Below are 15,179 nucleotides of genomic sequence, written 5' to 3'. Positions count from 1 at the left end.
CAGCCGAAAGCCGCAAGCTTCAAGCGCCAAGTGAATTTCACTCGGACCACTTGTAGCTTGCGGCTTGAAGCTTGTAGCTGCTCCTCTTAGAGATGCGATTCGGCGTATTCGGCCAGGATCGAGCGAGGCACCCCTTGCAGGGTGATGTGCACACCGTTGGGGAAATCCTTGAAGCGTTCGGTCAGGTAGGTCAGCCCGGAGCTGGTCGCGGACAGGTATGGGGTGTCGATCTGCGCCAGGTTGCCCAGGCACACCACTTTGGAACCGGCGCCGGCACGGGTGATGATGGTTTTCATCTGATGCGGCGTGAGGTTCTGGCATTCGTCGATCAGGATCAGGCTCTGCTGGAAGCTGCGACCACGAATATAGTTGAGCGATTTGAACTGCAAAGGCACTTTGCTGAGGATGTAGTCGACGCTGCCATGGGTGTTTTCGTCATCCATGTGCAAGGCTTCGAGGTTATCGGTGATGGCGCCCAGCCAAGGCTCCATTTTTTCCGCTTCGGTGCCAGGCAGGAAGCCGATTTCCTGGTCCAGACCCTGCACGCTGCGGGTGGCGATGATGCGGCGATAACGTTTGCTGACCATGGTCTGCTCGATCGCAGCGGCCAGCGCCAGAATGGTTTTACCGGACCCGGCGGCGCCGGACAGGTTGACCAGATGAATGTCCGGATCGAGCAACGCGTACAGCGCCAGACTCTGATAGATGTCGCGCGGTTTCAGGCCCCACGCCTCCTGATGCAACAGCGGTTCCTGGTGCAGGTCGAGGATCAGCAGGCGGTCTTCCTGGATTTCCTTGATCCAGCCGACAAAGCCCTGTTCGTCGATGATGAACTCGTTGATGTGCACGGCCGGCAGGTTGTCGATCAGTTGTACCTGATGCCAGGTGCGGCCGTGGTCCTGACGGGTTTCGACCTTGCTCACGCGGTCCCAGAAGGAGCCGGTCATGTTGTGGTAGCCGTTGGGCAGCAGGGACACGTCATCGACCAATTGGTCGGTGCTGTAGTCCTCGGCGTCGATCCCACAGGCGCGCGCCTTGAGGCGCATGTTGATGTCTTTGGTGACCAGCACCACCGGTTTTTGCGGATCGCGGGTATGCAGATCAATCAGTTGGTTGATGATTTTGTTGTCGTTCAGATGCTCGGGCAGAATCAGGTTCGACTCGGCCTGCTTGCTCATCAGAATTGACAGCAAGCCCTTCGGCCCGCCCTTGCCGCGCTGGATCGGCACGCCCAGCTCAACGTCTTCAGGGGACGCATCGCCCAGGGTCTTGTCGATCAGGCGGATCGCCTGGCGGCATTCGGCGGCCACGCTGTGATGGCCGCTCTTGAGCTTGTCCAGCTCTTCCAGCACGGTCATCGGGATGGCGACGTGGTGTTCTTCGAAATTCAGCAGGGCATTTGGATCGTGAATCAATACGTTGGTATCGAGTACATACAGGATTGGCTGGTTGGAGGAAGGGCTGCGTCCGTGATCATCCATACTCGGTCACCTTTGTGGGAGCCATTCGACGCAATACCGTGACAGTGCTGCGCCTCGAGGTGACTGCCGAATTCATCCACGAAGGCCTGGATGAACTGCACACAATAGGAGTCTGGGAAGACGCCACCTGTGTTGCAGGTTTCGGCGGTCTGTCTTCGTAATACTCCAAAACCGATGACATAAAAAAGCTCTTTGACGGTTTTTTTAAGTTTATTTTGCAGAGTGACGAAAAGCCCTTGGCGGACTCCCCGTACCCCGCTAAAGTCGGAAGTCCGCCTGCATCGAATTCCTCCTGAAAATCACCCCAAGTCCAATGTTTACGGGCTTTTTCTCATTTCTCAACGAAACGCGTCCTGACAGTCTTCCCAGCCGATGCCGCTCTGCGCAGTCTGGGTGATCAGCCACGGCAGGGACGTCTTCACCGCATCCTGTTTAATGTTGAAATTGATCACCCCGTGGCGCCACAGCAGCATCAGGGTCAGCACCCGCTGCGCGCTCGCCGGGCCTTTGAGTTTGCCGGCACCGTCCTGGGCATCGATGTCCCACAGCGCCACTTGCAGGCCCTGACTATTGAAGAAACCTTGTGCGTCACTGCGGCGCTGGCCATCCGGCGGACGGAACAGCGGCACGTAGTTTTCCGGCAGTTTGTTCTTCACCAGATCGGCGCTGCGCCGCACCGAATCCTGCCAGTCCTGCCAATGGCTGTGGGAGCGGAACTCCCAGCCCTGCACGCCAACGCACTGCCGGGAGAAACTCGCCTGCAGGCTGCTGACCGAGCTGCCGGTGAGTCGCGCCTGAATATCCTTGCCCAAGACAAAGAATGTCCCGCTCAGATTGGACTTGCGCAGGTATTCGGTCAGCCAGTCGGTGTTGTCCGGTTGCACGTTGGCGGCGCTGTCGAACGTCAGCAGAAACAGCCGGTCGTGCATGTCGTCGCCGTTGCGCTCGTAGTCGCCGAAACGATCGAATTCGCTACTGGTTTGTGGCGACAGCGCGGCCTTGCGCATCAGCTCGTCGAGGTACTGCAAATGGAAGATCCGGCTCGGCTCGGCCCACTTGGTGTAATAGCTGTCGTCGCTGACGACGAACTTGGCCGCCTGCTCGCGCAGGGTCGGCAGGTCCTCAACGAGGAAGCAGAACGAGGCGTCCTGATCGCAGCTTTGCTGGGCGTGGTTGTAGTTGGCGAGCAAGCGCTGCCAGAGGCGCTGGCGCAGCTGATTGACCGCATCGATATTGACCGTGCGCAGGCCCAGGCGCTGGGCCAGTGCCGCCTCGTCGATGGACTCGGTGCCGAGCAGGCCACGAGCGAACATGAGGATTTCCGCCCGCGACGCGACGTCGAACAGGGTCGGATTGCTGAGCTGCTCCGGCCAGGTCGTGCGATCCAGCGTCGCCGCATCACCGGGCGCCGCCATGGCGCCGAAGCTCAGCAGCCACGCGGTGAATAAAAGAACAATGCGCAAAGGGATGTCTCCATAACAAAACCCGCGCGGCACTATAGCTGATCCCGTCCTATTCCCCTCAGCCACGGATGATCGTTCCCACGCTCTGCGTGGTAACGCCTCCCCGGACGCTCCGCGTCCGACGACTGTGACGCAGAGCGTCACGGGCTGCATTCCCACGTGGAGCGTGGGAACGATCATGTGAATCCGCTTTCGCGAGCAGGCTCGCTCCCACAAGGGGTTTGAGTTAAGCCGTCGATCACCTATGGGCTTGATAGCTGGAGTCAACAAGGACAACCCCCTAGAATCGCCCCCACGATTAAAGGAGACGACTTCATGCTGATGGTGATTTCCCCCGCCAAGACCCTCGACTACGAAACACCGCCGGCGACCCAGCGCTTCACCCAGCCGCAGTACCTCGACCATTCCCAGGAACTGATCCAGCAATTGCGCGAGCTGAGTCCGGCGCAGATCAGCGAGTTGATGCACGTGTCCGACAAGATCGGTGGCCTCAACGCCGCGCGTTTCGGCAGTTGGACACCCGCCTTCACCCCGGAAAACGCCAAGCAGGCCCTGCTCGCCTTCAAGGGTGACGTGTACACCGGCCTGGATGCGCAGTCCTTCAGCGAAGCGCAATTCGATTACGCGCAAAAGCACTTGCGCATGCTCTCCGGCCTTTATGGCCTGCTGCGCCCGCTGGACCTGATGCAACCCTATCGCTTGGAAATGGGCACCAAACTGGCCAACGGCCGTGGCAAGGATCTGTATGCGTTCTGGGGTACGCGCATCAGCGAGTGGCTGAATGAAGCGCTGGCCGATCAGGGCGATGACGTACTGCTCAACCTTGCATCCAACGAATACTTTTCTGCGGTCAAGCGCAGCGCGTTGAAGGCGCGGATCATCAGTACCGAGTTCAAGGATCAGAAGAACGGCCAGTACAAGATCATCAGTTTCTACGCGAAGAAAGCGCGCGGCCTGATGAGCCGTTTTGTGATCCAGGAACGCATCAACGACCCGGCTCAGCTCAAGCAATTCGATGTGCAGGGTTATCGCTACAGCGCCGAACAATCGAAACCTGACAATCTGGTGTTTTTGCGCGACCACGCCCCGGAATAAAGCATGCCCTTTGCACGACTCTTTTCCTCCAGAGTCGTGCAGTCCGCCCGAAGTCAAAATTCCCCCGCCGCATATCGCCAAATTCATGGCGCCAATAAAACCACACACTCTTTTCTAATTTTAGTTTCACTCGACACTGAAGTTTTTTTTCAGTAGTGGCACTTAAATTTTTTACCCGTAGTGGCACAAAACTATCGACCCCGGTTTCGGCCCGATAACTAAAGGGCGAAATCGTTAGTGCTATCAGTTTGCACCCAGTGCCATCTTCATCAATATTTCAAAAAATTTCGGCTGGCACGATGAGCGGGCTGGAACTATGTCCAAATGCGTTGCTCATACCACCGGTAACGATTCTCGCCGAGTTTGTACGAGATAACTTACGCAGAGCTGATAGCCATGTAACCAAGTTGTCACAGCAACTTGCCTAAGTGACTAACTAGTCTCAAAACAATCGAAGGACAGGAGATACGCACCATTAATATCCCCTACAAAGGCCAAGGCCGCGCCCCTATAAACGTGCTCGCCTGAGCACCTAACTGCTTGATTTACCGGCTCCCTACCGGACGTCGAGCAGGCTACACGACTGCACTAGAGTCTTCCCGCACGGAAGATCGGCTGCATAACAGGGCAAGTCATAACAACAAGGCCTAGTTGCGCACATCTTGAGTGCACTTATTAGACACTCGGAACTTTGTATGCCTGCACACGGCATTGTGGCGCCTGTAAGCCGCACTTCCGAGTGCACTAGTGACCGCTGAACACCATTAACTCCGGCCTTCTAAGGCCTGATATATACAGAGGTAATTGCGATGCGCATCAGCATATTTGGTTTGGGTTACGTTGGCGCAGTATGTGCCGGTTGCCTGTCTGCACGGGGCCATGACGTAGTTGGCGTCGATGTTGCCAAAGACAAGATCGACATGATTAACGCCGGCAAATCGCCAATTGTAGAACCAGGCCTGGGCGAACTGCTGCAGCAGGGTATCCAGACCGGTCGTCTGCGCGGCACGACCAACTTCGCCGAGGCGATTCGTGATACCGACCTGTCGATGATCTGCGTCGGCACGCCAAGCAAAAAGAACGGCGACCTGGAACTGAACTACATCGAGGCCGTGTGCCGCGAGATCGGTTTTGTCCTGCGTGAAAAAACCACCCGCCACACCATCGTCGTGCGCAGCACCGTGTTGCCAGGCACCGTGGCCAACGTGGTCATCCCGATTCTGGAAGACTGCTCGGGCAAGAAAGCCGGCGTCGATTTCGGCGTTGCGGTCAACCCGGAATTCCTCCGCGAATCCACCGCCATCGCTGACTACGATCAGCCACCGATGACCGTTATCGGCGAGTTCGATACCGCCTCGGGCGACGTTCTGCAATCGCTGTACGAAGAACTCGACGCCCCGATCATCCGCAAGGACATCGCCGTTGCCGAGATGATCAAGTACACCTGCAACGTCTGGCACGCGACCAAAGTGACCTTCGCCAACGAGATCGGCAACATCGCCAAAGCCGTCGGCGTCGATGGTCGTGAAGTGATGGAAGTGGTTTGCCAGGACAAGACTCTGAACCTGTCCCAGTACTACATGCGTCCGGGCTTCGCCTTCGGCGGTTCGTGCTTGCCGAAAGACGTACGTGCGCTGACCTACCGCGCCGGTTCCCTGGACGTCGAAGCACCGCTGCTCAACTCGCTGATGCGCAGTAACGAATCGCAAGTGCAGAACGCTTTCGACATCGTTGAAAGCCATGAAAAACGCAAAGTCGCCCTGCTCGGTCTGAGCTTCAAGGCCGGCACCGACGACCTGCGCGAAAGCCCGCTGGTCGAACTGGCGGAAATGCTGATCGGCAAGGGTTACGACCTGAGCATCTACGACAGCAACGTCGAATACGCCCGTGTCCACGGTGCGAACAAGGACTACATCGAATCGAAGATTCCGCACGTATCGTCCCTGCTCAACTCCGACTTCGACTCGGTGATCGATAACTCCGACGTGATCATCCTCGGCAACCGCGACGAGAAATTCCGTTCGCTGGCCCAGGAAGCGCCGCAGGGCAAGCAAGTCATCGACCTGGTGGGCTTCATGTCCAAGGCCACCAGCGCCGGTAGCCGCACCGAAGGGATCTGCTGGTAAGCAGACATTGCGCGGCACCGCATACCGCGTCGCCGCGCACTGACTGTGTGAACCCTTGGTAGGAGCTGACGAGTGAAACGAGGCTGCGATCTTTACCGGCTCACTTGAGTCCCGAGTGAACACTCGGAAGATCAAAAGATCGCAGCCTTCGGCAGCTCCTACAGGGATCGCCCGAATTGCGCATGACATCGCAATTTTCGTAAGCCTGCCTTAACCCCATTCGGGCCCAGCCCGAGATAGAGACGGATGCAGATTATGCACAGGCTAAAACACGGCCTACTTCAGGCCGCCGGTTGGCTGTTTTACCTAAGTTTGTTGATGGGCCTGGCCTTGATGCTGCCCACGTCCACATTCGACTCCGAGTCGAAGGACTTCATTTTCCTGATTGGCGCCGTGGGTATCTGGCGCTACTCGATGGGTGCAACGCACTTTGTGCGCGGCATGATTTTTCTCTACATCGTTTACCCGCACCTGCGTCGCAAAGTACGCAAGCTGGGTAAAGCGGCCGATCCGTCGCATGTGTTTCTGATGGTCACCAGCTTTCGTATTGACGCGCTGACAACCGCGCAGGTCTACAGCTCGGTGATCCGCGAAGCCATCGACTGCGAACTGCCGACCACCATTGTCTGCTCGATCGTGGAAATGTCCGACGAGCTGCTGGTCAAGGCGCTGTGGGCACGGATGAATCCGCCGGAGCGGGTCAAGCTCGACTTCGTGCGCATTCCCGGCACCGGCAAGCGCGATGGTCTGGCCTTCGGTTTCCGTGCGATCTCCCGTCACCTGCCGGACGACCGTGCCGTGGTGGCCGTGATCGACGGCGACACCGTGCTCGGCGAAGGCGTCGTGCGCAAGACCGTGCCGTGGTTCCAGTTGTTCGGCAATGTCGGCGGCCTGACCACCAACGAGTTCTGCGAAGTGCGCGGCGGCTACATCATGAGCGAATGGCACAAGCTGCGTTTCGCCCAGCGCCACATCAACATGTGCTCGATGGCCCTGTCCAAGCGCGTACTGACCATGACCGGTCGGATGTCGGTGTTCAAAGCCTCCGTGGTGACCAATCCGGAGTTCATCGCCGACGTTGAAAGCGACTCGCTGCAACACTGGCGTCTGGGCCGCTTCAAGTTCCTGACCGGCGACGACAAGTCGAGCTGGTTCAGCCTGATGCGCCTGGGTTACGACACCTTCTACGTGCCGGATGCCGCGATCAACACCGTTGAACATCCGCCGGAAAAGAGCTTCATCAAGGCCAGCCGCAAGCTGATGTTCCGCTGGTACGGCAACAACCTGCGCCAGAACTCGCGTGCACTGGGCCTGGGTATCCGCCGCCTCGGCGCGTTCACCTCGGTGGTGCTGTTCGACCAGCGCGTGTCGATGTGGACCTCGCTGCTCGGCCTGACCGTCGCACTGATCGCCAGCTTCAAGTACGGCACCGCGTTCATCCTCGTGTACCTGCTGTGGATCGGTATCACCCGCCTGATCCTGACGCTGTTGCTGTCGTGTTCCGGTCACCGCATCGGCCCTGCTTACCCGGCGATTCTGTATTACAACCAGATCGTTGGCGCCCTGGTGAAGATCTACGTGTTCTTCCGCCTCGACCAACAATCCTGGACTCGCCAGCCCACATCCCTGACCCGTGATCTCGCCAGCTTTCAACGTTGGTTCAACACCTGGTCGTCTCGGACCATGACCTTCTCCGCCGGCAGCATTTTTGTCGCCGTGCTGCTGATGATGGTCTGACCCGCTCCTATTGAATTAACAAGGAAATCGCCCCTATGAATACCGCCGTCAACGTCAACGTAGTGCATGAATCCGAAGCCCAGCGCCAGCACGCTCGCGTGAAAATCCCGGCCAAGCTGCGTTTCTTCGGCCCTGACCGGACTCCGCTCGAAGCGCGGGTCCTCGATCTGTCGGCTGGCGGTCTGGCGTTCAACGCCGGGCAGATGCCACTGACCATCGGCGAGGTGTACAAGGCGCGTCTGCAATTTGTCATCGACAACCTCGGCCTGGCCATGGACGTTGAACTGCAGGTGCGTTCCTTTGACCGCGCCACCGGCCGCGCCGGCTGCCAGTTCCAGAACCTCGAGCCGCAGGACATTTCCACCCTGCGCCACCTGATCACTTCGCACCTGGCCGGCGACATCGTCAGCATCGGCGAAGTGCTGGCAACCCTGCAGCGCGACAATTTCACCAAGGCGCGCAAGAACAAGACCAACGACACCGGCATGACCCCGTTCGGCCGCCTGAAAGCCGTGACCTTCAGCGCCGGTATTTTCGCTGTTGGTCTGGTCGCCGCCGGTTTCATCTTCAAGTCGGTGTACGGCATGTACTTCGTCAGCCACGCCCAGGCCGGTCTGGTCAGCGTGCCGGGGATGAACATCACCATGCCGCGTGACGGCACCGTACAGAGCCTGGTCAAGTCCGACGGCGTTGCCGCCAAAGGCGCACCGCTGGCGACCTTCAGCACCAGCATGCTCGACGTGCTCAAGGGCCATCTGGCCGAAGACCAACTGGCCCCGGCCAAGGTTGAAGAACTGTTCGGCAAGCAAATGACCGGCACCCTGACTTCGCCGTGCGACTGCACCGTGGCCCAGCAACTGGTGGCTGACGGGCAGTACGCGAGCAAGGGCGACGTGATCTTCCAGTTGGTGCCGCGCAACACCCAGGCCAACGTTGAAGCACGCTTCTCCTATCGCCAGTTCGGCGACGTGCGCCCGGGCACCCCGGTGAGCTTCCAGATCGCCGGCGAAGACAAGACCCGCACCGGCAAGATCGTCAGCAGCACGAGCCTGAAGAGCGCCGACCTGTCCTCCGACATCCGCGTGCAGATCCAGCCTGACGAGCCGCTCGACAGCAGCCTGGCCGGCCGCCCGGTTGAAGTGAACAGCGACCGTGGCCCGAACCTGAACTGGCTGATCGACAAAGCCATGGCTGCCGGTCTTTAAGTCGAGGACATGCCTGTGACTACGCATAACTTGAACACACCGCCGACCCTGTGGGAGCGAGCCTGCTCGCGAAAGGGCCAGCGCGGTTTGTCTGAAGTACCGAGTCGACTGCTTCGCGAGCAGGCTCGCTCCCACATGGGATTGATGGTGTGCTCGCTGGCACTGGCAGTTTCTATGGCCGGTTGCGCCGGGCTGCCCGATCAGCGTCTGGCCAACGAAGCGCTCAAGCGTGGCGACACCGCCACCGCTGCGCAGAATTACCAGCAACTGGCCGATCTGGGTTACAGCGAGGCGCAAGTCGGCCTGGCCGATATCCAGGTCGACAGCCGCGACCCGGCGCAGATGAAACAGGCCGAGGCGACTTACCGCGCAGCGGCCAGCGTGTCGCCGCGTGCCCAGGCACGTCTCGGTCGTTTGCTGGTGGCCAAGCCGGGCTCCACCGAAGCCGAGCACCACGAAGCCGAAACCCTGCTGAAAAAAGCCGCCGCCAATGGCGAAGGCAACACGTTGATCCCGCTGGCGATGCTATACCTGCAATACCCGCACAGCTTCCCCAACATCAACGCGCAGCAGCAGATCGATCAGTGGCGCAAGTCGGGCTACCCGGAAGCGGGTCTGGCGCAGGTGCTGCTGTATCGCACCCAGGGCACTTACGACCAGCATCTGGATGACGTGGAAAAGATCTGCAAGGCCGCGCTCAACACCACCGACATCTGCTACGTCGAACTGGCCACCGTTTACCAGAAACGCGGCCAGCCGGAGCAACAGGCCGAGCTGATCAAGCAGATGCAGGCCGGTTACAGCCGTGGCACCGTCACCGCGCAGCGTGTCGACTCCGTAGCCCGCGTGCTGGCCGATTCGACCCTGGGCAAGACTGACGAAAAAACCGCGCAGGCGCTGCTCGAGCCGATCGCTCCGGGCTACCCGGCATCGTGGGTCACCCTCGCCCAACTGCTTTACGACTTCCCCGAACTGGGCGACGTCGACCAGATGATGAAGTACCTGGACAACGGTCGCGCTGCCGACCAGCCGCGCGCCGAACTGCTGCTGGGCAAGGTCTACTACGAAGGCAAAATGGTCCCGGCCGACGCGAAAGTCGCCGAGGAACACTTCCAGAAAGCCGTTGGCCGCGAAGTGGCCGCCGATTACTACCTCGGCCAGATCTACCGTCGAGGCTACTTGGGCAAGGTCTATCCGCAGAAGGCTCTGGACCACCTGCTGACCGCTGCGCGCAACGGCCAGAACAGTGCCGACTTCGCCATCGCCCAGTTGTTTTCCCAAGGCAAGGGCACCAAGCCCGACCCGCTGAACGCTTACGTGTTCAGCCAACTGGCCAAGGCCCAGAACACCCCGCAAGCCGATGAACTGGCAGCGACCCTCGAGGCGCAATTGCCGCCCGAGCGCTTGCCCGAAGCCCGCCGCCTGTTGCAACAGGAACAGGCCAGCCGTGGCGCCCTGAACTCGAACACGCTGCAACTGCACGCCCTGCAAGAAGAAGACGGCGAGGAAAAACTATGAAGCTGAACCCATTCGTGAAGGCCGGTATTGGCCTCACCTTCGCGCTGATCTGGTCTTGCCCGACACTGGCTGCGATGACTGAAACCAAGAATTTCGGTCTGGAAGTGAAACTCACCGGCCAGTCCGAAGACGACCGTGACCTCGGCACTGCCGGCGGCGGTGACGTCAATGGCGTGGGCCTCGACCTGCGTCCGTGGATCTACGGCGAAAGCGGCGCGTGGAGCGCCTACGCGATGGGTCAGGCGGTGACCTCGACCGACATCATCGAGACCGACACCCTGCAACAATCCGACGGTGAACAAGCCACCGACAACAGTGATCGCAAAACCAAGAAGAACTACCTGGCGATGCGCGAGTTCTGGGTCGGCTACAGCGGCCTCACCCCGTACCCGGGCGAGATGCTCAAGTTCGGTCGCCAGCGTCTGCGCAATGACGACGGCCAATGGCGTGACACCAACATCGAAGCGCTGAACTGGACCTTCGACACCACCCTGCTGCGGGCCAATGCCGGTGTTGCCGAGCGTTTCAGCGAATACCGCACCGACTTGAAAGAGCTGGCGCCGAAAGACAAGGATCGCCTGCACGCCTACGCCGATGCCGCTTACCAGTGGACACCGGGCCAGTGGGTCGGCATTCGCGGCCACCACACTCACGATGACGGCAAACTCGATTACGCCGAGCCGGGCGTCCCGCGCGACTCGCTGGACAAGACCGAGAACGGCGACATCAGCTGGATCGGCCTGACCGCTGACAGCGACGCCTACAACTGGCGCAACACCAACACCGTCAACTACTGGGGCAGCATCACCGGCATGAGCGGCGACCGCGACACGGTCAACGCGCTGAACGCCGACGGCACGCGCCCGACACAAGCCAAGCGCAGCGATGACATCAGCGGCTGGGCAGCCGACGTCGGCGTACGTCTGCGCCTCGATCCGCAGTGGCAAGTCGGCGGTGCATACGCCCGCGCCAGCGCTGATTACGAACAGAACGGTCTGGAGAGCAACCGCTCCAACTACACCGGTACCCGCTCGCGCGTGCACCGTTTCGGCGAAGCGTTCCGTGGCGAAATGAACAACATGCAGACCGCCACCCTGTTCGGTTCGTGGATGGTCAACGACGAGTACGACGCCAGCCTGATCTACCACAAGTTCTGGCGTGTCGACGGCAACAAGCCGGTCGGCAGCAACGGCATCAATGCGGTGGAAAACAACACCGACGACGTCACCGGCGCGATCCTCTCCAGCACATCCTTGCCGCTTGAAGATGGCAACAAGGACCTGGGTCAGGAAATGGACCTGGTCGTCACCAAGTACTTCAAGCAAGGCCTGTTGCCGGCGGCGTTGAGCCAGTCGATCGACGAGCCTTCGGCACTGGTGCGTTTCCGTGGCGGTGTGTTCAAACCGGGCGACGCCTATGGCAGCCAGGTTGATTCCTACATGCACCGCGCATTCATTGACGTGATCTGGCGCTTCTGATGCAAACCGCCAAGGGAGTGCCCGACATGATCAGCACCAGAACAGGCTCACTCAGCCTGCTGGCCGGCGCGATGCTGCTGGCCAGCGCCAGCGCCTTCGCCAATGTTGAACCGGCGAAACCTGCGACCGTGGCCAAAGAACTGCAACAGGCCAAGACCTACACCGTCAGCAGCGCGCCTACCGACGCGCTGAAACTGGCCAAGCCGACACTGCCCGACCTGTCCGGCTTCACCGCCGAAGCCGCTGCCGCGAAGATCGTGCGCAGCAAACCGGGCAAGATCAGCGTGCGCCGGATGATGCAGGAAAACGCCCTGAAGGACTTCATCGGCGGCGATAACAAGATGGCCGAATGGGTCGTGCGTCAGCACGGCATTCCGCAGGCGATCTTCATCGACGACGGCTACATGAACCTCAAGGATCTGGCGAAAAAACTGCCCAAGCAGTATTTCAGCGAGACGTCCCCGGGCGTGTACCTGGCCAAATTGCCGATCGTCGTCGGCGAGAAAGGCATCCTCGAAATCGACGGTCAGACCCAGGAACTGCGCCTGTCCCAAGAGGCCGGTTCGTTCCTGGTCAACGACGGCAAACTGTTCGTGCGTGACACCAAAGTCACCGGCTGGCGCGAGAAGGACAACGGCCCGGCGACCTTCCGTTCGCCGAAGGAATTCCGTCCGTTCCTGCTCTCCTGGGGCGGCACCGAGACCTACATCGTCAACAGCAAGATGGCCAGTTTCGGTTACGCCAACAGTAAGTCGTACGGGGTGAGTATTTCCCAGTACACGCCGAACATGGCCAAAGTCCTCAAGCGCCCGGAACCGACCGGCTGGATCGTCGGCTCCGAGTTCTCGGACATGTGGTACGGCTTCTACTGCTACGAAACCAGCGACTTTGTGGTCAAGGGCAACACCTACAAAGACAACATCGTCTACGGCATCGACCCGCATGACCGCTCGCACCGTCTGATCATTGCCGAGAACACCGTTCACGGCACGAAGAAGAAGCACGGGATCATCATTTCCCGTGAGGTCAACGACAGCTTCATCTTCAACAACAAGAGTTTCGACAACAAGTTGTCGGGCCTGGTGATCGACCGTAACAGCGTCAACAACATCATTGCCTACAACGAGATCTACAAGAACCACACCGACGGCATCACGCTCTACGAGTCCGCCGACAACCTGCTGTGGGGCAACAAGGTCATCAGCAATACCCGTCACGGCATTCGTATTCGTAACAGCGTGAACATCCGCCTCTACGAAAACGTCGCCATGACCAACGGCCTGACCGGTATCTACGGCCACATCAAGGACCTGACCGACACCGACCGTGACATCAAGCTCGACCCGTTCGACGCGCAGGTCTCGCTGATCGTCGTCGGCGGCGAGCTGGCGGCCAATGGCAGCGGCCCGCTGTCGATCGACTCGCCGCTGAGTGTCGAGCTGTATCGCGTGTCGATGCTGGCGCCGACCAAGTCCAGCGGGATCAGCTTCAACGGCATCCTCGGCGAGCGCCAGGATGAGATTCTCGATCTGTTGGTGCGCCAGCAGAAAGCCGTGCTGATCGACCCTGTCGAACGCCAGACCGAATTGCAGGACTGAGGATAATTTTATGCACCCACACATGATCAAACTGCTCAGCCTCTCGGCCCTGACCCTCGGCATTCTCGCTGCCGGCAACACCCGCGCCGACGCTGACGGCGCAAGCGTGACGCCACCGAAGTTCACCGCCGAGCCGTGCTGCAACCTGTGCCCGGCGGCCCATGACGCGAAGAACTACACCACGCGTTATCAGCAGAACTTCACCACCCTGGTACAGGCTCAGGGCGACTGGCTGTTCCGTACCCAGGAAGACCTGCGCACCGAGTTCAACACCACGCCGGCCGGCTACAAGCGCCTGCAGCAGTTGCACGATGCGTTCAAGAGCAAAGGCGTCGAGCTGGTGATCGTTTACCAGCCGACCCGTGGCCTGGTGAACCGCAACAAGCTCAACCCGCAGGAAAAAGCCGCGTTCGATTACGAGAAAGCGCTGGGCAACTACAAAACCATGCTCGGCCGTTTCGCCAAGATGGGCTACGTGGTGCCGGACCTGTCGCCACTGACCAACGAATCGCTGCCGGACACCCTGCCCGCCCACGATTTCTACTTCCGTGGCGACCAGCACTGGACACCTTACGGTGCCCAGCGCACGGCAAAAATCGTCGCCGAAAAGGTCAAGCAGATCCCGGCCTTCGCCGACATTCCCAAGCGTGAATTCGAGACCAAGCGCTCCGGGCGCATGGGCAAGACCGGCACTCTGCACAACATGGCCGGGCAACTGTGCGGCACCAGCTATGCGATCCAGTACATGGACCAGTTCACCACCGAGCCGAAAGGCGAGGCAGGCGACGGCGATCTGTTCGGCGATTCCGGCAATCCGCAGATCACCCTGGTCGGTACGTCGCACAGCGGCAAGAACTACAACTTCGCCGGTTTCCTCGAAGAAGCCATCGGCGCCGACATCCTTAACGTGGCCTTCCCCGGCGGCGGTTTCGAAGGTTCGATGCTGCAGTACCTGGGCAGCGAAGAATTCCAGAAGACCCCGCCGAAGATTCTCATCTGGGAATTCTCGCCGCTGTATCGCCTCGACCAGGAAACCATCTATCGCCAGATGATGGCGCTGCTCGACAACGGTTGCGAAGGCAAGGACGCGCAGATGTCCGCCAGCGCCACGCTGAAGCCGGGCAGCAAGCAAGAACTGCTGGTCAACAGCAAGAACCTGAACCTGCAGAATGCCAACCATCAGGTCGACATCCGCTTCGCCGACACCTCGGTGAAAACCCTGCAAGCCACCCTCTGGTACATGAACGGTCGCCACGAGGACATCAAGATCGAGAAACCGGAAACCTCCGACACCGACGGTCGTTTCGCCTTTGAGCTGCGCACGGACGAAGACTGGGCCTCGCAAAACCTGCTGGCAGTCGAAGTCCAGGGTCCTGAAGCCGGACCTGGCGCCGCGCCACAAAAAGTCGAAGCGAAAATCTGCAAACGCAACGTATTCCCGGGCGTCGGTCAACAGACCGCGCAGCTCGGGCAATGAG

The 15,179-nt window shown here is 59.8% G+C and carries 11 protein-coding genes; 9 read left to right on the top strand and 2 right to left on the bottom strand.

Annotated features, from left to right (window positions below):
- Positions 1-86: 86 nt before the first annotated feature.
- Positions 87-1,481: a PhoH family protein gene (locus FEE99_RS09335; RefSeq protein WP_024011685.1), complete on the bottom strand. Its 1,395-nt coding sequence runs from the start codon at positions 1,479-1,481 to the stop codon at positions 87-89.
- A gap of 14 nt (positions 1,482-1,495) precedes the next feature.
- On the opposite strand from FEE99_RS09335, the gene FEE99_RS09330 reads away from it, so the two are divergent.
- Positions 1,496-1,642 (top strand): hypothetical protein, encoded by a 147-nt coding sequence (locus FEE99_RS09330; protein WP_167351297.1) that lies wholly within the window; start codon positions 1,496-1,498, stop codon positions 1,640-1,642.
- A gap of 177 nt (positions 1,643-1,819) precedes the next feature.
- Here FEE99_RS09330 and FEE99_RS09325 read toward each other — a convergent pair whose 3' ends face one another.
- Positions 1,820-2,896 (bottom strand): polysaccharide deacetylase family protein, encoded by a 1,077-nt coding sequence (locus FEE99_RS09325; RefSeq protein WP_371924009.1) that lies wholly within the window; start codon positions 2,894-2,896, stop codon positions 1,820-1,822.
- A gap of 363 nt (positions 2,897-3,259) precedes the next feature.
- Between FEE99_RS09325 and yaaA the strand changes: the two genes are divergently transcribed.
- The 8 genes from yaaA to FEE99_RS09285 all read left to right on the top strand — a co-directional run bounded on the left by yaaA (position 3,260) and on the right by FEE99_RS09285 (position 15,178).
- Positions 3,260-4,039, top strand: a complete 780-nt coding sequence (yaaA, locus tag FEE99_RS09320; RefSeq protein ID WP_041479490.1) for a peroxide stress protein YaaA — start codon at positions 3,260-3,262, stop codon at positions 4,037-4,039.
- Between the two features lie 809 nt (positions 4,040-4,848).
- Positions 4,849-6,165 (top strand): nucleotide sugar dehydrogenase, encoded by a 1,317-nt coding sequence (locus FEE99_RS09315; RefSeq protein ID WP_016771595.1) that lies wholly within the window; start codon positions 4,849-4,851, stop codon positions 6,163-6,165.
- Between the two features lie 255 nt (positions 6,166-6,420).
- Positions 6,421-7,902, top strand: coding sequence for a mannuronan synthase (gene alg8, locus FEE99_RS09310; protein WP_371924006.1), 1,482 nt, complete (start codon positions 6,421-6,423; stop codon positions 7,900-7,902).
- A gap of 35 nt (positions 7,903-7,937) precedes the next feature.
- The gene (locus FEE99_RS09305; protein WP_024011680.1) at positions 7,938-9,107 is read left to right on the top strand and encodes an alginate biosynthesis protein Alg44; all 1,170 of its coding nucleotides are present in this window, start codon (positions 7,938-7,940) and stop codon (positions 9,105-9,107) included.
- 9 nt (positions 9,108-9,116) lie between these two features.
- Entirely contained in the window at positions 9,117-10,625 is a 1,509-nt protein-coding gene (gene algK, locus FEE99_RS09300; RefSeq protein ID WP_177327021.1) for an alginate biosynthesis TPR repeat lipoprotein AlgK, read from the top strand.
- Positions 10,622-12,103 (top strand): alginate export family protein, encoded by a 1,482-nt coding sequence (locus FEE99_RS09295; RefSeq protein ID WP_041479487.1) that lies wholly within the window; start codon positions 10,622-10,624, stop codon positions 12,101-12,103. Before algK ends, FEE99_RS09295 begins: the two co-directional genes overlap by 4 nt.
- A gap of 26 nt (positions 12,104-12,129) precedes the next feature.
- Positions 12,130-13,701, top strand: a complete 1,572-nt coding sequence (gene algG / locus FEE99_RS09290; protein ID WP_041479519.1) for a mannuronan 5-epimerase AlgG — start codon at positions 12,130-12,132, stop codon at positions 13,699-13,701.
- Between the two features lie 10 nt (positions 13,702-13,711).
- Positions 13,712-15,178: an alginate O-acetyltransferase gene (locus FEE99_RS09285; protein ID WP_041479486.1), complete on the top strand. Its 1,467-nt coding sequence runs from the start codon at positions 13,712-13,714 to the stop codon at positions 15,176-15,178.
- Position 15,179 lies beyond the last annotated feature (1 nt).

It is taken from the genome of Pseudomonas sp. ef1, from assembly GCF_007293365.2.
GTDB lineage: Bacteria > Pseudomonadota > Gammaproteobacteria > Pseudomonadales > Pseudomonadaceae > Aquipseudomonas > Aquipseudomonas siliginis.
This window is presented reverse-complemented; position numbering and strand designations above follow the sequence as displayed.